Annotated in this window: 14 protein-coding genes; 5 read left to right on the top strand and 9 right to left on the bottom strand. The window is 45.3% G+C overall.

Features of this window, described 5'->3' with window-relative positions; translation table 11 throughout:
- Positions 1-856: 856 nt before the first annotated feature.
- From L3V37_RS22800 to zntR, 4 genes are all read right to left on the bottom strand, one after another.
- On the bottom strand, positions 857-2,992 hold the full coding sequence (locus L3V37_RS22800) for a lysine decarboxylase CadA (protein WP_017635553.1): 2,136 nt from the start codon (positions 2,990-2,992) through the stop codon (positions 857-859).
- Positions 2,993-3,108: 116 nt separating this feature from the next.
- Positions 3,109-4,452 (bottom strand): cadaverine/lysine antiporter, encoded by a 1,344-nt coding sequence (cadB, locus tag L3V37_RS22795; RefSeq protein ID WP_237307196.1) that lies wholly within the window; start codon positions 4,450-4,452, stop codon positions 3,109-3,111.
- Between the two features lie 709 nt (positions 4,453-5,161).
- Positions 5,162-6,724 (bottom strand): lysine decarboxylation/transport transcriptional activator CadC, encoded by a 1,563-nt coding sequence (cadC, locus tag L3V37_RS22790; protein WP_005382530.1) that lies wholly within the window; start codon positions 6,722-6,724, stop codon positions 5,162-5,164.
- 163 nt (positions 6,725-6,887) lie between these two features.
- Positions 6,888-7,286 (bottom strand): Zn(2+)-responsive transcriptional regulator, encoded by a 399-nt coding sequence (zntR, locus tag L3V37_RS22785; protein WP_005382529.1) that lies wholly within the window; start codon positions 7,284-7,286, stop codon positions 6,888-6,890.
- A 265-nt stretch (positions 7,287-7,551) separates the two neighbouring features.
- Between zntR and purH the strand changes: the two genes are divergently transcribed.
- On the top strand, positions 7,552-9,144 hold the full coding sequence (purH, locus tag L3V37_RS22780; RefSeq protein ID WP_237307194.1) for a bifunctional phosphoribosylaminoimidazolecarboxamide formyltransferase/IMP cyclohydrolase: 1,593 nt from the start codon (positions 7,552-7,554) through the stop codon (positions 9,142-9,144).
- Between the two features lie 194 nt (positions 9,145-9,338).
- A complete protein-coding gene (purD, locus tag L3V37_RS22775; RefSeq protein WP_213895681.1) occupies positions 9,339-10,628 on the top strand; it encodes a phosphoribosylamine--glycine ligase in 1,290 nt (429 codons plus the stop codon).
- Between the two features lie 84 nt (positions 10,629-10,712).
- On the opposite strand, the gene L3V37_RS22770 is transcribed toward purD, so the two are convergent.
- Both L3V37_RS22770 and hupA read right to left on the bottom strand, forming a co-directional pair.
- Entirely contained in the window at positions 10,713-11,411 is a 699-nt protein-coding gene (locus L3V37_RS22770) for a DUF1481 domain-containing protein (protein WP_025768990.1), read from the bottom strand.
- A 39-nt stretch (positions 11,412-11,450) separates the two neighbouring features.
- Positions 11,451-11,723, bottom strand: a complete 273-nt coding sequence (hupA, locus tag L3V37_RS22765) for a nucleoid-associated protein HU-alpha (RefSeq protein WP_005382524.1) — start codon at positions 11,721-11,723, stop codon at positions 11,451-11,453.
- A gap of 253 nt (positions 11,724-11,976) precedes the next feature.
- Between hupA and L3V37_RS22760 the strand changes: the two genes are divergently transcribed.
- On the top strand, positions 11,977-13,110 hold the full coding sequence (locus L3V37_RS22760; RefSeq protein ID WP_005382522.1) for a hemolysin family protein: 1,134 nt from the start codon (positions 11,977-11,979) through the stop codon (positions 13,108-13,110).
- 80 nt (positions 13,111-13,190) lie between these two features.
- Here L3V37_RS22760 and L3V37_RS22755 read toward each other — a convergent pair whose 3' ends face one another.
- Positions 13,191-13,778 carry a YjaG family protein gene (locus tag L3V37_RS22755; RefSeq protein WP_237307192.1) on the bottom strand — a complete coding sequence of 196 codons (588 nt, stop codon included), beginning with the start codon at positions 13,776-13,778 and terminating at the stop codon, positions 13,191-13,193.
- Between the two features lie 66 nt (positions 13,779-13,844).
- Between L3V37_RS22755 and L3V37_RS22750 the strand changes: the two genes are divergently transcribed.
- Both L3V37_RS22750 and L3V37_RS22745 read left to right on the top strand, forming a co-directional pair.
- A complete protein-coding gene (locus L3V37_RS22750; RefSeq protein ID WP_237307190.1) occupies positions 13,845-14,768 on the top strand; it encodes a D-2-hydroxyacid dehydrogenase in 924 nt (307 codons plus the stop codon).
- A gap of 2 nt (positions 14,769-14,770) precedes the next feature.
- Positions 14,771-15,343, top strand: a complete 573-nt coding sequence (locus L3V37_RS22745) for a uracil-DNA glycosylase family protein (protein WP_237307188.1) — start codon at positions 14,771-14,773, stop codon at positions 15,341-15,343.
- Positions 15,344-15,583: 240 nt separating this feature from the next.
- On the opposite strand, the gene hemE is transcribed toward L3V37_RS22745, so the two are convergent.
- Together hemE and nudC are read right to left on the bottom strand one after the other, a co-directional pair.
- Complete coding sequence (hemE, locus tag L3V37_RS22740; protein WP_237307186.1) at positions 15,584-16,651, bottom strand: uroporphyrinogen decarboxylase; 1,068 nt, start codon at positions 16,649-16,651, stop codon at positions 15,584-15,586.
- A gap of 247 nt (positions 16,652-16,898) precedes the next feature.
- On the bottom strand, positions 16,899-17,696 hold the full coding sequence (gene nudC / locus L3V37_RS22735; RefSeq protein WP_005382516.1) for an NAD(+) diphosphatase: 798 nt from the start codon (positions 17,694-17,696) through the stop codon (positions 16,899-16,901).
- Between the last annotated feature and the right edge of the window lie 67 nt (positions 17,697-17,763).

Raw genomic sequence — 17,763 nt, 5'->3', positions numbered from 1 at the left:
CGTTCAATCTGAGCCATGATCAAACTCTTCAATTTAAGATTTTGTTCGGCTCAATGAATACTGAACATTACATAAAGTAATGTTTGAATTGACTGTGCTGAATCCGAAGATTCAATGGTCACTTCGTATCATTGAAACCTAATTTGATACCGAAGTATCGAATTGGATTATCATCAACGAGTGCCCACACAGATTGATAGGTTCTTATTTTTAAAGAGCTTTTCTAACATTTTCAGCAGCTTAGTTGCTCGTCGTTAGGGGTGCGTATCTTACTTCACACCGTGAGAGAGTCAAGCATTTTTTTCAAATTCTTTTTTCTCTCTTCCCGACTCGCTGTGTGACTTTCGTCTCACTCCGTGTCGGTGGATGCGCAGTATAGGGGGTTGAGAAATTAGCACAAGCGTTTTTTGCAAAAAAACTTTCAACCGAACAAATAACAAGCATTCTGCATAGATACTCAACGATCTTGTCTAATACTTCGGGTTGTAGAGGATCTTTTCATGATGGAACACCTGACTTCTGCATTAAAAGATCGCCGGTTTCTTTGTGATTTCGGTTGCTGATCTTATCTCTCTTGGTTCTTTTTTCTCTTTCTAACTATATAAAGACGAAAAAAAAGAGCAGAACGATGACGAACTGCTCTTTTGGTCTTTGCTTTTTATTTGGGGTACTTCAGGTGAAGTCTTGGAAAAGTGTTTCTTCTATATATAGAAGAAAAGATCAGAGCATCCTTGCCCTTATCTTTACGACAGATGAGTTAGGGGTATATCTAAATGTCGTTATTGTTCGATGACGCATTGAGCTCGTAAGAGTGGAGCATGCTTGCATTCCCAATGGCGTCATCTTCGAGAGGAACTTAGTTCTTCAATACTTTTACGGTGTAACTACCATCTTTTTGTTGGTATAGACCGTGGATGTCGGTTTCGAAACCTGGGTAATGCGCACCGATCTCACAAAGCATCTCTAGGAAGTCCAGCACAGGGCGAGACTCTTGAGTCACCATTTCACCAGGAAGTACTAGTGGCACACCTGGAGGGTAAGGAAGGATCATGTTCGCACTTACGCGGCCAACCATTTCTTCCAGTTTGATTTCTTCGATGTTGCCACGAAGCTCTTCTTGCCATGCTGCGTGTGGTGTTACTTTCATTTCTGGAAGTACATCGAACGCTTTGTACATTAGCTCAGGTAGGTTGTATTTCTTAGTTAGGTCATGAATCGCTTGTGCTAGTTCTTGAACACGCATGCCTTCATAGAAGCTTGGGTCTTCGTTGTATAGTGAAGGTAGGAAGCTCTTGATGGTTAGGTTCAAGTCGTAGCCACGTTTAAATTCAGTTAGGCCGCGTAGCAATTGCATTGCTTTTGATTTGTCGATACCGATTGAGAATAGGAACAACAAGTTGTATGGACCTGTTTTCTCTACCACGATGCCGCGCTCGTCTAGGAATTTAGCCACCAGCGAAGCAGGAATACCTGATTCTTCTAGTTCGCCTTCTTTATTCATCCCCGGAGTCAGTAGCGTTACTTTGATTGGGTCAAGATACATGTGGTTGTCATCCATGTTCTTGAAGCCGTGCCATGTGTCGCTAGGGTCTAGTTTCCAACATTCCGTGGTATCGATGTTTTCTGGTTGCCATACATCGAAGAACCAGCTGTCGCTTTCTGCTTCTAGACGTTTGATCTCTTTACGGAAGCGGATTGCGCGATCGATAGAGTCTTGCATCAACTTCTTACCAGTGTTGCCGCGCATCATTGCCGCTGCAGTTTCAGTAGAAGCAACAATGCCGTACTGAGGTGAAGTTGAAGTGTGCATCATGAATGCTTCGTTGAAAGATTCTTTATCAAAGTCGCCTTTCACATGAATCATTGAAGCTTGTGAGAACGCAGCCAACAGTTTGTGTGTTGATTGTGTTTCGTAGAACACTTTGCCTGGCATCGCTTCACCACTCATACCACATTTACCTTCGTAAATTGGGTTGAAGTTAGTGTAAGGCACCCAAGCACTGTCGAAGTGGATGTGTTTACAATCTAGCGACTCTTTGATGAATTGTGTGTTGTACAGCAAGCCATCGTAAGTTGAGTTAGTCACTACTGCGTAAGTTGGTGCTGTTGCACCTGGTGTTTTCGCCACTTTCTCTGCAATGACATCGCGGCTGAATTCGCTTTGTGGAATACCACCAAGGATGCCGTATGCGTTACGAGTTGGGCGGAAGTAGATTGGTGTCACGTCGCTCATCATCATTAGGTGAGTCAGAGATTTGTGACAGTTACGGTCAATCAGTACTGTGCTGCCAGCAGGTGCTGAGTACATACCCACGATTTTGTTCGATGTAGACGTACCGTTAGTTACGATGTACGAGCTGTCTGCATTGAATGTGCGCGCGATGTATTCTTCTGCATCTTTATGTGGACCTGAGTGGTCTAGTAGAGAACCTAGCTCAGGCATTGAGATTGATACGTCCGCTTTAAATGTGTTTGGACCGTAAAAATCGTAGAAGATGCTACCAGCAGGGCTTTTCTGGAATGCAGTACCGCCCATGTGACCTGGAGTACAGAAGGTGTATTTACCTTCTTCTACGTATTTGAATAGCGCTTTAGTGAATGGAGGCATGATGGCATCTTTGTATGCCTCAGTCGCTTGGTTGATTTTGATAGCGATGTCGTCAGCCATACCTAAAGCGTACTCGAAGAAGCTCACGTTTAGACGTAGGTCTGTTAGTGAAATGTCTAGAGTAGACTGTTCGTTAGCAAATGCGTGAACAGGCAGTTTTTCGTTGATCTGGCTAATACGTTCACATAGCTCTAGTGAGTATTTATCCCAGTCGAACAGCACACCGCAAATGCGTGGGTTCATCTCAATCATTTTGATCAAGTCTTTATCATCTACTGGGTAAACCACTTCGTAGCCCGCTTTCTCAAGAGCAGCGTGAAGTTGACGAACTGGCTCTTCTTTAAAGAACACACCCATGTGGTTCAAGATAGCGAAAATATTCATTTGGACATCTCCAAGGCGAATGAAGGCGCTCTTTGCCATTTACAGGCAATGAGTAAGGTGAGCGCCGAGTGAATTTGTTTTTTATTGGCTGGCACCGAAGTGCCAGCGTTTGGGGATTAGTTGCTTGCTTGAGCAGGCATGTCGTCAGCGTGTAGCTTCATGTACTGAGCAAGACCTGCTTTTTTGCTGTAAAACATCAAGATAACGAGAGACACGATGAAGGTTGCTGTTAGCGTACCGCCTTCTGCACCAGCAAGGGCAATGAAGCAGAACAGACAAGCTACACCAGAGAACAGCATTACGAAGCCGTTGCGTGTTGTCATACCTTCGAAGCGAATCAAGTTAATGCTTGAGTAGAAGTAAGGCAGCATAGTTAGTAGAACTGCATCAGTCGTTAGCTGGTTGAACAGGTCTGATGCGTGTGCTGTTTTAGAGCTGAAGAACATCAGTACAATCATCAGTGCAGTCATCTTGATTGACGCAAGGATTAGACCTTTCTTAGGCACACCGTTTTTGTCAGTTTCGCCGTAGATTTTAGGGAAGTTGCCGTCGTTTGCTGCGCGTTTACCTGCTTCACCTACTAGCATCATCCAAGAACCTAGCGAAGTGAAACATGCTAGCGCTGTGAATGCTGATACGAATGGTGCTGTCCAGCTACCGAATAGCTCAGTGGTTGCTAATGCAAATGGCGCACCTGATGCCGCAACTTCTGACGCTGGGAACATGCCGCTGATCATTTGAGTTGATAGGATGTAAATCACACCTGCGATACCAGTACCCAACATAGTTGCTAGTGGTACAGTACGTTTAGGGTTTTCTACCATACCAGTCGATACCGCTGCTGATTCCACACCTACGAATGACCATAGACAGATAAGAACCGCTGTTACTACCGCGTGGCTGTCAGTGCCTGCTGATACGTTCCAGTTTTGGCTGTAAAGCGCAGTATCGAAGTGCGTCCAACCAAATGCGGCTGTACCAACAACTGGGATAAGGATAAGAACTAGACCAAGCGTACATAGACGGCTTACCCAGCTACCACCAAGTAGGTTGACGAAAGTGAAGATCCATACCGATGCAATCGTCGCAATACCTGCTGGGATTGGGTTATTAAGCACAGGGAAGAATACTGAAAGGTAAGAAACACCTGTAATGGCAATAGCCAGGTTACCAATCCAGTTCGCGTGGTAATAAAGAACGCCCGTTTGGAAACCAAATACCGGAGACACTTCGCCAGCATAAGCGATAGGACCACCTTCTTGTGGGTTTTTGGTTGCCAGACGAGCGTAAACAAACGCCAGACTCAGTGCACCGACCAAACAGATCAGCCAACTGAAGATTGAAACAGAGCCTACAGAGGCAAGACTAGAAGGTAATAGTGCGATACCACTACCCATCATGTTACCGGCTACGACACCCGTACAGGCAATAAGGCCGATTTTTTTCGCATTCGATGACATAACATCTCCAAATCTATTCTACTCGAGTCAACATGACTCAAACTGAATGGTAATTAGCGAGATGCTATGAGGAAGAACCTGCTCGACCTCGCTAAATTTCGAAGTGAAGACTACGCCCAAAAATCGGGAAAAAAATAAACTTGGTGTTATCAATAAAATGATTAGTTCATCAACATCAAGTTGAGATAAATATGATAAACACAAAAATGTAAAACTATATTATTCATACGGTTATAAGAAAAACATCAAACCTTCTACCGATAGATAAACTCTCATCAACTCGTTGGTCATCGCGATAAAAGTTATCAACCTCTATCAACTTCCCCATCCCTAAGGGTTGATTCCCTGAAGTGTTGATTCCATAAATCTCTCCCTGATCGCGCTTCTTGACCCAAGTCAATATTCATCTCTCCTGCAAGAAAGCATCAGAATCATTCTCGCCACATAACTCATCCAGACACTTCATACAATCAATAGAGATAGGGATAGAGATAGAGATAGAGATAGAGATAGAGATAGAGATAGAGATAGAGATAGAGATAGAGATAGAGAAGCAAAGCGGGTATGCATTCCCGTTGCAAGCTTGCGTTGTTAGCTCCTTCGTAAGTCATTGCCCCACCGCCCCACCCTTTTCACTTTTCGACAGCGACAAAAAAGCCCCTCATCGAAATGAGGGGCTAGCATTAGGCTGACGTTGAGTCCGAGAGAATTAAAGCATTCGAACGACAGAAGGGTGAACGGCGCGATACATGGCGTAATCAATCGCCTTCATGTTACTTGGGAAGACCAAGTTTTCGCACAGCAGGTACGTCTCAACCGACGTATCAATATAGAAAGCTTCACTGTAAGACTCACTGGCTAAATCCAGATCACCATCCAATTCGGCGTGCTTACCGCGAATCACATAGGAAAGCACTGAATCACGTAACCTCAATGCCTGTCCGAGATGCCGCTTGGCTAACGCCATATCACCAATGATGGTTTCGTGCAGTGCTAAAGCTTCATAAATTCGCGGTTGAATTGGCCCCACCATCATTTTCACATTAGTCTCTAGTGCTTCACTGAGCTGCTGCATTCGCCCTTTCTTCAACTCCTGTGAGAAATCAAGTGCCTTTTGTACATGGTAAGCAATCAACAACTCAGCTTGAACGTAAGCATTATCCGGCTCGATTTCTAAAATGTTTTCCATCAAGTCGATACCTTGGCGGAATTGTTTAGTATCAGAGACATTAAGGTAATGGTTAGCCTGAACAAACAACTCCAACGCGTCGGGATTCATTGGCATTCCCGCCACCAGCATCGTAGATTTCAATTTGGCATCCGACACTTTCAGCACTTGCATCAAATCCAACGACGCTTGTTGAAGCACTGTCTTTAAATGACTACTGGTTAACGCGTATTGACGACTAAACAACACTTTCTCAGATGAGTTATTGCGATATTCCACCTCTAAAAAGCTGCCACCGTCATTCTCACGAACTCTCACCACAACCGATTTACCAGGCACAATGCCAGAAGTAAACGACGCCTTCTTTAGCATAACTCGGTAATCACTGACTTGAGCAATGTCGGACATCAACTTTTGGGCGAATCCGTCTGCCAAATCGTAGCTTAATCCTTCATTCGTAAAATTATCTTGAAACTTGAACTCAATCAGATGGGTATCGATGGCTTGGGTAATACGCACTTCCGATTGCTTGTAGGTAAACACGCCCATCACTACGACCAACATACTGATCCAGATGAAGTTCATAATTCCCAATCGCCAAGGACTGATTTTGTTTTTGCTCTGAGGTGCTTTTTTCTCTTTTGACATCTCGCAGACCGCGCGAGTTAGAGGACCGGCAGGAAAGGTAACGGCTGGTGCTATAGGTAGACAATCCTCTTCCGATTCTTCAACCGAAGGTGGGATCTCTTCATTTTGCCGACTTGTGACAAACTCTTCATGCGTCATAGTAACCACGTTCGCTACCAGCTTATAGCCACGCTTGGGCACCGTGATAACGTAGTTGGTATTTTCCTCTCGACCGTCACGTAGTAGCTTACGCAACTCAAAGATGGATTGAGTCACCACTTGATCGGTCACAATCGCTCCAGCCCAAACGTACTGAATCAATTCCTCGCGGTTGAACACCTCATTCGCATGCTCCGCTAAGAAGTGCAAAAGATTAATTAAGCGTGGCTCAACAGTAACTTCCCTATCTTGTCGATACAGCTTATTTTCATCAACGCTCAAAACCCAGTCATTGATTTGAAAATAGACTCCAACCATGTATGAAAACTCTCGTATCTACAGACAGCGTTACGCTAGGAATCAGACAATGGTCGATTCCTACAAGTAACTAAAGGCAAGATTATAGGTGGGAAAGCAGCGTGTACCTAGAAAAGCAAGTCGCCAAAAATGCAAACTTAAGTTAAGTGATGCAAGAATGAGACTACTCAAGTGCTGCGAGGATAGAGCAATGTGTGGCGTCATCGTCTGTATGACCACAACAAGCATCATTAATCTTCTTTAACGCTCGGCGAATTTTCGTCAGCTCGTTAATTTTCCCATCAATCAGCTCTAACTTAGCAGAAGTAATGGCTTTTACCTCTGCACAGCTGTGTTCTGTCGCTTCTAACTTAATTTCTAACAGGTCTTTAATTTCATCCAGACTCAAGCCAAGATCTTTACCTTTGAGGATAAAGTGCACCTGCTTTTGATTCTCTTCATCATACAAGCGGTAGCCTGACTCACTTCGTCCTGCGGGTTTTATTAGCGCGTTTTTCTCGTAGAAACGCAATGTATCGGCAGTCACACCACAACGTTTTGCCAGTTCACCTATCTGAAACATAACTTTCCCTATTAACTATCTCGTTACTTTTAAAGCTAAAGAACGACTTTTTTGCAATTATTTTTGAGATGCCAAACGATTGCGCGAGCTTTTTTGTAATAAATTGGTTAGAATACGCGCCATCAAATGTGGAGACTGTTTTCTAACCAGAAAACACCCTGCAAAGGTCTTTACCAAAACTGGCCAATATTTTACCCCAAGAGGTAAAAACAAGTTCATTTTTGGCAAACATCTTTAACTCCGTGAATTTGAGGAAAATGGAAGCATGAATAACGCTCGTCCTATTCGCCGTGCGCTTATCAGCGTATCAGACAAAACAGGTATTGTTGAGTTTGCGCAAGCTCTTGCTGAGCGCGGTGTCGATATCCTATCTACTGGTGGTACAGCTCGCCTACTTGCCGAACAAGGCATCGCCGTAACCGAAGTCTCTGACTACACTGGTTTCCCAGAAATGATGGACGGCCGCGTTAAAACGCTTCACCCAAGAGTTCACGGTGGTGTGCTTGGTCGTCGTGGCCAAGATGATGACGTGATGGAAAAGCACGGCATCAACCCTATCGATATGGTTGTCGTAAACCTATACCCATTCGCAGAAACCGTTGCCAAAGAAGGCTGTACACTAGCCGACGCTGTTGAAAACATCGATATCGGCGGCCCAACAATGGTTCGTTCTGCAGCGAAAAACCACAAAGACGTGACTATCGTTGTTAACGCAGGTGATTACGGCCGCGTAATTGCAGAGATGGACGCAAACGAGAAGTCTCTAACACTAGAAACTCGTTTCGACCTAGCTATCGCAGCATTCGAGCACACAGCATCTTACGACGGCATGATCGCAAACTACTTCGGCACTATGGTTCCATCTTACGGTGAGAACAAAGAAGGTGATGAAGAGAGCAAATTCCCTCGTACGTTCAACCAACAGTTCGAGAAGAAGCAAGACATGCGCTACGGTGAGAACAGCCACCAAGCAGCCGCATTCTACGTTGAAGCAAACCCACAAGAAGCATCTGTTTCTACTGCTCGCCAAATCCAAGGTAAAGCCCTTTCTTACAACAACATTGCAGACACGGACGCCGCACTTGAGTGTGTGAAAGAGTTCAACGAGCCAGCATGTGTGATCGTAAAACACGCAAACCCATGCGGTGTTGCTCTAGGTAAAGACATCCTAGAAGCGTACAACCGTGCTTACCAAACTGACCCAACATCTGCATTCGGCGGCATCATTGCATTCAACCAAGAGCTAGACGCAGCAACAGCAACCGCTATTGTTGAGCGTCAATTCGTTGAAGTGATCATCGCACCTTCTGTTTCTGCTGAAGCGATTGAAGTGGTTGCAGCGAAGAAGAACGTACGTCTACTTGAGTGTGGCGAATGGACAACGAAGACAACTGGCTTTGACGTGAAACGCGTGAATGGCGGTCTACTGGTTCAAGACCGCGACCAAGGCATGGTAAGCCTAGACGACCTAAAAGTGGTTTCTAAGCGCCAGCCAACAGAAGAAGAGCTAAAAGATGCACTGTTCTGCTGGAAAGTAGCGAAATACGTGAAATCTAACGCGATCGTTTACTCGAAAAGCGACATGACTATCGGTGTAGGTGCTGGCCAAATGAGCCGCGTTTACTCTGCGAAAATCGCAGGCATCAAAGCTGCAGACGAAGGTCTACAGGTTGAAGGTTGTGTAATGGCATCAGATGCATTCTTCCCATTCCGTGACGGTATCGACGCGGCTGCAGAAGCGGGCATCAAGTGTGTGATCCAACCAGGTGGTTCTATGCGTGATGACGAAGTTATCGCAGCAGCCGACGAGCACGGCATGGCGATGATCTTTACCGGTATGCGTCACTTCCGCCACTAATCCTCTCGTCTTCACTGGGACGATAACTGCGTTGACGGCGTTCACTTATCCTAATCACATAGCATACTATGCTCATAGGAATAAGTTCACTTGTCGCCTTGTCCTCGTCCCACTGAATTAGAGAGGCCATACTCAGGTCTTTGCGAAATATCTGAGTTTGAGCAAACGGTATTTATAAGATTAAGGATTTTCATATGCGAGTTTTAATCATTGGTTCAGGCGGTCGTGAACATGCGCTAGGTTGGAAAGCGGCACAAAACCCAAATGTTGAGACTATCTTCGTTGCACCAGGCAACGCAGGTACAGCACTAGAGCCAAAACTAGAGAACGTAAACATCGATGTAGAAGACATCGCTGGCCTTGTTGCTTTCGCCAAAGAGAAGGCGATTGAACTGACTATCGTTGGCCCAGAAGCACCATTGGTTATTGGTGTGGTTGATGCGTTCCGCGAAGCTGGCTTACCAATCTTTGGCCCTACCCAAGCCGCAGCGCAACTTGAAGGCTCTAAAGCGTTTACTAAAGACTTCCTTGCTCGTCACCAAATCCCAACCGGTGCATACGCAAACTTCACAGAAATTGAACCAGCGCTTGCTTACGTGCGTGAGCAAGGTGCACCTATCGTAGTAAAAGCTGACGGCCTTGCTGCTGGTAAAGGCGTTATCGTAGCGATGACGCTAGAAGAAGCTGAGGACGCAATCAAAGACATGCTAGCAGGCAACGCATTTGGTGATGCTGGTAGTCGTGTCGTTATCGAAGAGTTCCTAGATGGTGAAGAAGCAAGCTTCATCGTGATGGTGGATGGTGAGAACGTTCTGCCAATGGCCACCAGCCAAGACCACAAACGCGTAGGCGACAAAGATACGGGTCCTAACACCGGTGGCATGGGAGCATACTCTCCAGCTCCAGTGGTGACACAAGAAATCCACAACCGCATCATGGAAGAAGTGATTTACCCAACAGTACGTGGCATGGCCTCTGAAGGTAACCCTTACACTGGTTTCCTATACGCGGGTCTGATGATCGACAAAGACGGCACTCCGAAAGTAATCGAGTACAACTGCCGCTTCGGTGATCCTGAGACACAACCTATCATGATGCGCATGGAATCGGATCTTGTTGATCTGTGCCTAGCGGCAATCGACGAGAAACTGGATCAAGCGGAATCGAAGTGGGATCCACGAGCATCGATTGGTATCGTGTTAGCAGCCGGTGGTTACCCAGCTGCATACAACAAAGGCGACGTAATTTCGGGTCTGCCACAAGTTGAAATTGAAGGCGAAAAAGTCTTCCATGCAGGTACAGATAACAAAGATGGCGACATCGTGACAAACGGTGGTCGCGTTCTTTGTGCAACCGCACTTGGCAACAGCGTATCAGAAGCGCAGCAGCGTGCTTACGAGCTTGCAAAACAGATCAGTTGGGATGGCATGTTCCATCGCAACGATATCGGCTACCGTGCAATTGCACGTGAGCAAGACAAATAAAAACAACATAAGTTGGCTAAAAAACAAAAGGCGCACTCAGCGCCTTTTTTTATTGTTCTTGTTCGACAGAATTCGAAGCAATGTTTATTCAGAGATCAACGTTGGCCGAGAAACACAATCAAAGTCATCGTCATTGAGCATCAACAGTTCATCGACCATTGCTTTGTTTCGTGACTGCTTGCCGACAAAAGCCACATAACTGTCTACCGATGAGAGACGCTCGATAATAAATTTTGGCAGCGTCTGATTAAACTCGAGTGTCGAGAACACCTTACCTTTGCAGGTTTCAAACGATTGACCATTCCAATAACCTTGAATAAGGCTCTGATTGTTACGAGACTGCGCCTTAACCGATGCCACTACGTCATTCGCTTCTGCTTTGTAGCGCTCTAATTGGTCATGCTGGAGTGGTAAGACTTTACGGTTAACACGATATTGTTGGTAAACCGCTTCGCCATCTTTATTGAAACGGATGTGGATTTGAAAAGGCACCAACTCTTGTTTGGTATCAACTTGCTCGCCTTTTCGAATCAACTCTCGCAACTCACCTTCATCCCAGCGATAATCACTCTGGAACCAACCATTGTCCCCCATAGTCACATAATCAGCCGCCGTACTCACACGAGTGAGTTTCTCTGTCATCCAGTACAAGCTGCTAGCATCTCCCGCAACTTTACCACCAGAAAAATGCGTGAATTGTTCTAAATTAGGAGTTTCAACCGACGAACAGCCAAAAAGGGTAAGGCTAGATAGGAGAAGTGAAGTGAGTAGATGTTTTTTCATGAAATTGCACCGAGGCAGGATACCTCGGTGCATTCTAACTTAGTTTACTGATTCTTTCAGCGCTTTACCTGCTACGAATGCTGGTACGTTAGCTGCTGCGATTTGAATCTCGTCACCAGTCTTAGGGTTACGACCAGTACGTGCAGCGCGGTGGTTTACTTTGAATGTACCAAAACCAATTAGTTGAACTTGGTCACCCTCTTTAAGTGCGCCAGTTACACCATCAAGAGTCGCTTCAAGAGCAGCTTTTGCTTGTGCTTTTGATAGGTCTGCTTTCTCTGCGATAAAGTCGATTAATTGGGTCTTGTTCATTAGGTTTCCCTTCTCATAGGTTATCGAATTCGTCTCACTCTAAAACATAAATGCCCCATCTGGCAAAGGTTTGTAAGCGATCTTTCGATTTTCTGACGTACTTTTAGCCATAATATGAGTAATAACTCACAATTTGTTACCACATACCCCCTGAAAACCCTTGCTTTCCAAGGTATTTGGACCAATTTATAAGTCACTTTTGCGGTTATAATAGCTGCAAATAACCACTATCAAACTACATTCAAGGGCAACTATGCTGCTGTTATCCATTTATATCTCTATTGCAATCGGCATTTCGTTTATCTGTTCGGTGCTGGAGGCGGTACTGCTGAGTATCAGTCCGAGCTACATTGCGCAGCTCAATCAACAGGGGCATCCCGCAGCTGGACAATTGGCTAAGCTGAAATCAGATATCGACCGACCACTGGCATCTATTCTGACTTTAAACACCATCGCTCACACTATCGGCGCGGCCACTGCTGGTGCACAAGCTGCAGTTGTATTTGGTAGCGAAGCATTAGGTATCTTTTCGGCAGTGCTGACATTGGCGATCTTAGTGCTTTCAGAAATCGTACCGAAGACGATTGGCGCGACCTACTGGCGTCAGTTGGCACCCACTGCCGCGGTCGCATTGCGTTGGATGGTATGGGCTCTTACACCCTTTGTTTGGTTCTCAGAGCAAATCACCAAGCGTCTTGCTCGTAACCACGAAGCTCCGAAGATGCGTGATGAGCTGTCTGCAATGGCGATTCTGGCACGTGAAAGCGGTGAGTTTGCCGAGGGTGAATCAAAAATCTTAAGCAACTTGCTTGGCATCCAAGATGTACCCGTAACGCAGGTTATGACGCCACGACCAGTAGTATTCCGTGTCGATGCCACAATGACCATCAATGAGTTCCTAGAAAAACACAAAGATACGCCTTTCTCACGCCCATTGGTTTACAGCGAGCAGAAAGATAACATCATAGGTTTTGTGCATCGCCTTGAGTTGTTCAAACTACAACAATCAGGTTGTGGACAGAAACAGTTGGGAGCAATCATGCGCCCAATTCAAGTGGTGCTAAACAATACCACTTTACCTAAAGTATTCGACCAGATGATGACTCATCGCTTACAGCTGGCACTTGTTGTTGATGAATACGGTACCGTGCTAGGTTTGGTAACGTTGGAAGATATTTTTGAACACCTCGTAGGCGAGGAGATCATCGACGAAGCAGATAAAAGCACTGACATGCAGGAGCTGGCTTACCAACGCTGGGAAAGCTGGAAAGAAATGCACGGCGTAATCGAAAGCCGCGATGACGATGAAGAAGATAATGAGCCGGAGAAGCAGGATAAAGAGCCAGAAGCTCAAGAGCCACCGAAACCCGACTCGAAAGAATCGTAATCAGCATTAGGTATAAACAGCTTAAACGCACAAACAAAAAAGGCATCCAGATAGGATGCCTTTTTCTATTTATTCAACGATTAAAGTGCAATACCGATGTTGCTCACACCTTCTTCACGTAGCTCTTCACGCAAATCTTTAATCAAGCTGATGTCACGTTCTACCGCTTCACGCAGCGGACGGAAGATAGCCCACTGGACGTCCCACTCTTCACATACGGCTTCGTTTTCTTTCTGGTTGTCGTTAGTGATTGGCTCTGCGCCTTGTGCTTGCTCTAGATCAGCAACGGTTTGTACCGACTGTTGACTCACTTTAAGCATTGAATCGAAAAGGTAGTCGCGGTCCAATAGACCATGCAGTAACGTAGACAAACCCTGACACGCGTCCATCGCTGGGTAAACGCCGTAAAAATCGAACTCATCCGCACTTGGGAACAACTCTTCTAACTTCTCCAATTGACGTTCGAAGTTAATTTTCGCGTTCTTAACTGTCAAAGTTTCCCATACACTATCAAGAATCGCTCGGTAAGCACGCGGGTCAGCAAATTCTGTATTCTCACAAAACATCGCATAGTTTGGATACATGCGTTCACACAGACACGCCATAAAGGTAATTTGTTGCCAAGGTTCTAGTTTTTCTAAACGAACCTGAAGAGGATTCTTAAGCATAGTCACTCAATCATTGAAGAAAAAAACAGCGAAAGTGTACTTGATTCATCACAGGGAAAAAAGTTAATGCCGCATTCAAATCAGATTTTCCTGCTCTCAGAGCATCGCGACACCTACAAAACGTTACTGGCAGAGAAAAATCTGCCCGATCTTTGCCTCACCGACCAACCAGAAGCCGCTCAGATCGTACTAGCGGATCCACCCTTACTATCACAAAGCTTAGACGAATTTTCACAGCTTGAATGGGTGCAATCCACGTTTGCTGGTGTCAACGCCTTAACATCCCCTAGCCTTCGTCAGGACTATACTCTAACTAACGTTCGAGGCATCTTTGGTCCACTGATTGCTGAATATGTTTTGGGTTACAGTATTGCCCATTACCGCCACTTTGCCCGATACCACCAGCAACAACAAAACAAACAATGGCTGCCTCACCTGTACACGTCATTACAAAGTAAAACCATGGTAATTCTTGGTACCGGTAGCATTGGGGGCTATCTGGGCAACGCCGCTAAAGCAATGGGGATAAAAACTATCGGTATTAACCGCACAGGTATCCCGACTTCAGGCGGCGAGTTTCATCAGACCTTTCATATCAATGAACTAAGTAAGGCATTTGAGCAAGCCGACATCGTTGTGAATACTCTACCAAGTACACCTGAGACGCGACAGTTACTTAATCGTCAAACGCTCAGCCAACTAAATCAGGCGTTATTATTTAACGTAGGTCGTGGCGACGTACTGGATGAGACAGGGTTGCTCTTCGCTCTGAAAAACCGTTGGGTAGAACACGCCTTCTTAGATGTGTTTGAGCAAGAACCGTTATCGGTAGAGCATCCGTTTTGGAAACTACCGCAAGTCACCATCACTCCACACATTGCTGCGCTGAGTTTTCCCGAGCAAGTCATCGAGATTTTTGCTGACAACTATCTACGCTGGCGCGATGGATTTTCATTAAATTATCAAGTGGATTTCGAAAAGGGTTACTGAGAATGTCGTTAGACGAGCTATTGCAACAAGTGAGGGCCTGCCAGATATGCGCGGATAATTTACCTTTGGGCGCAAACCCTGTCGTACAAGCCGCAAAAGGGGCACGCATCCTAATCATCGGTCAGGCCCCTGGCACACGTGTACACAAAACCTCGATACCTTGGAATGACCCAAGTGGTGATCGATTACGCCAATGGCTCGATATCGACAAAGACGTTTTCTACGACCCAAATAAAATTGCCATTGTCCCAATGGGATTCTGTTATCCAGGCAAAGGGAACTCTGGTGATTTACCGCCTCGTAAAGAATGTGCGCCCACTTGGCATAAAAAGATTCTTGAGCAGCTGCCCAATATAGAGCTCACTCTACTAATTGGTCAATACTCGCAGCAGTACTATCTCACCAACAAACCAAAGACGCTCACGCAAACCGTTCAGCAATGGCAAGATTGGGAACCGGACTTTATCCCGCTCCCTCACCCATCTCCACGCAATACATTGTGGTTAAAGAAGAATCCTTGGTTTGAATCTGACGTCGTGCCATACCTTAAAAAACGCGTTCACTCGATGGTTTAGGTCACCCATGATCTAATTGCTTGTTTATCTGTACAAGAAAATTGGAACATAAAACCAGAAATCATAAGTATTTGTTTATATTAAACTTTAGCATCCAGTGTACAGCTAGAGTAGTAATTAGATCATAGTAGGCCAAATACTACTAGAGCTGTACAGCCTTGAGTCTCAGATAGAAAAACTGAATTTTAGGTAAAAAAATACCGGCACTGAATGCCGGCATTTGATTTCAAAAAGTCGAAGTTACTTTTGGTACGGCTTAGATAGCTCGTGTACCGCTTCCACAAATACACCCGCGTTTTCTGGCGGCACATCCAAATGGATACCGTGACCTAGGTTGAACACATGACCAGTACCTGCATCACCAAAACCTTCTAGAATACCCGCGACTTCTTCACGGATACGCTCTGGTGAAGCGTAAAGCATTGATGGGTCCATGTTACCTTGCAGCGCCACTTTATCACCGATACGTGCTTTCGCGTCTGCAATGTTGATTGTCCAGTCTAGACCAACCGCATCACAGCCCGTTGCTGCGATTTGCTCAAGCCACATGCCGCCATTCTTAGTAAACAGTGTGACTGGCACGCGACGACCGTCGTTTTCACGAATCAGACCATCTACAATCTTGTGCATGTATTGCAGTGAGAACAGATTGTAATCACGAGGCGTTAGTACGCCACCCCATGTGTCAAATACCATTACCGATTGCGCACCCGCTTTAATTTGCGCGTTTAAGTACTCGATAACGCTGTCTGCCAGCTTATCTAGAAGTAGGTGCAGAGTTTGTGGTTCCGCGTACATCATCTTCTTGATCTTGGTAAACGCTTTAGAGCTACCACCTTCGATCATGTACGTCGCAAGAGTCCAAGGACTACCAGAAAAACCAATCAGCGGCACTTCACCCTTCAGGTCTTTACGGATCTGGCGTACTGCGTTCATTACGTATTGCAGTTCACCTTCAGGATCTGGCAAACCAATTTTTTCCACGTCGGCTTTGCATGTAATTGGGTTATCAAAAACAGGTCCTTCACCCGCAGCAAAACGCAAACCAAGCCCCATTGCATCTGGAATCGTTAAGATGTCCGAGAATAAGATCGCGGCATCAAGAGGAAAACGGCGTAATGGTTGAAGTGTCACTTCGGATGCTAATTCTGCATTTCGACACAAAGACATGAAATCACCCGCTTCTGCACGAGTCGCTTTGTATTCTGGTAGGTAACGACCTGCCTGGCGCATCATCCATACTGGTGTGTAATCTACCGGCTCTTTTAAAAGCGCACGCAGATAACGATCATTTTTTAATTCAGTCATTCCGTAATTCCAACTGTTAGGCTTTCTGTGAAAGGGGGTATTCTATCACTGATTTAAGTCCAATAGCTGTGTGCTTTGCAACCTGGATCAAGTTATTAACTTTTAAATCAATGCTTAATTTGCACCCAATCGGTATCAGTGTTAAAAATTTGTTCGCTAGCGAAAACTACAATTATAAACTGAGTACTTAGTACTCAGCATCTCATAACGACATCTTACTTACCCCCTCCCTCTCGGAGGGTTTTTTTTATCTATTTATCAGACAATTAGAGTCTATATCTTTCAGCGTTTGTTCGATAAGTGCTCTTGCAATCGTTCCTTTAGGCGCAACAGGCGGCATCTCGTCGATACCAAACCATTGTGCATCAGACAGCTCAGTGTAGTCTGGGCTTAACTCTCCGGATTCATAGTCAGCTAAAAACCCCATCATCATACTGGATGGGAAAGCCCAAGGCTGGCTGCCAAAGTAGCGAATATTTTTAACGAGAATTCCCGTTTCTTCATGAATTTCTCGAGCCACGCACTCTTCTAATGTCTCACCGACTTCTAGAAAACCCGCAATAACCGTATACATACCATTTCGATGCCTTGGATGTTGGGCTAATAAGATCTGATTTTCTTTACGTACAGCAACGATAATGCACGGAAATATTCTAGGATAATGAAGGGTGCGACATTCACCACACTGCATGGCTAACTGGTTATTATTAAGAAAGTTTCTTCCTCCGCACTGTGGACAAAAGCGCAAACTTTGCGTCATGTGCCCATATTGCACAGCTTTACTTAACAACATAAATAATGGCTCAGGAAAATGCAGGCAGTCACGCAGGGATACTAAAGGTAGATCATGCTCTAAATCGGCCAAGTTAAGCCACATGACGGGCGAACCAGAATACTCACCAATGGGTCTTGCACTCGTTACTGGCAGTGATAACTGCTCTGCAGACCCGAAGGGCACAGCACCATCCACCAGCCAAATTTCACTTCCTGCAACAACACACCAGTATGCATTTATCGCGCGGTTAACATCACCTTTTCTTAACATTACACCATCCCTTTGCTTGAAGTTCGTTCATTTTACTGGCAATCTAATTTCATACTAGAGTTTATCG

The organism is Vibrio sp. D54 (genome assembly GCF_021728075.1).
In the GTDB taxonomy this organism is placed as follows: Bacteria; Pseudomonadota; Gammaproteobacteria; order Enterobacterales; family Vibrionaceae; genus Vibrio; species Vibrio alginolyticus.
The sequence above is the reverse complement of the archived record's forward strand: the minus strand, read 5'-3'. Positions and strand labels throughout refer to the sequence as shown.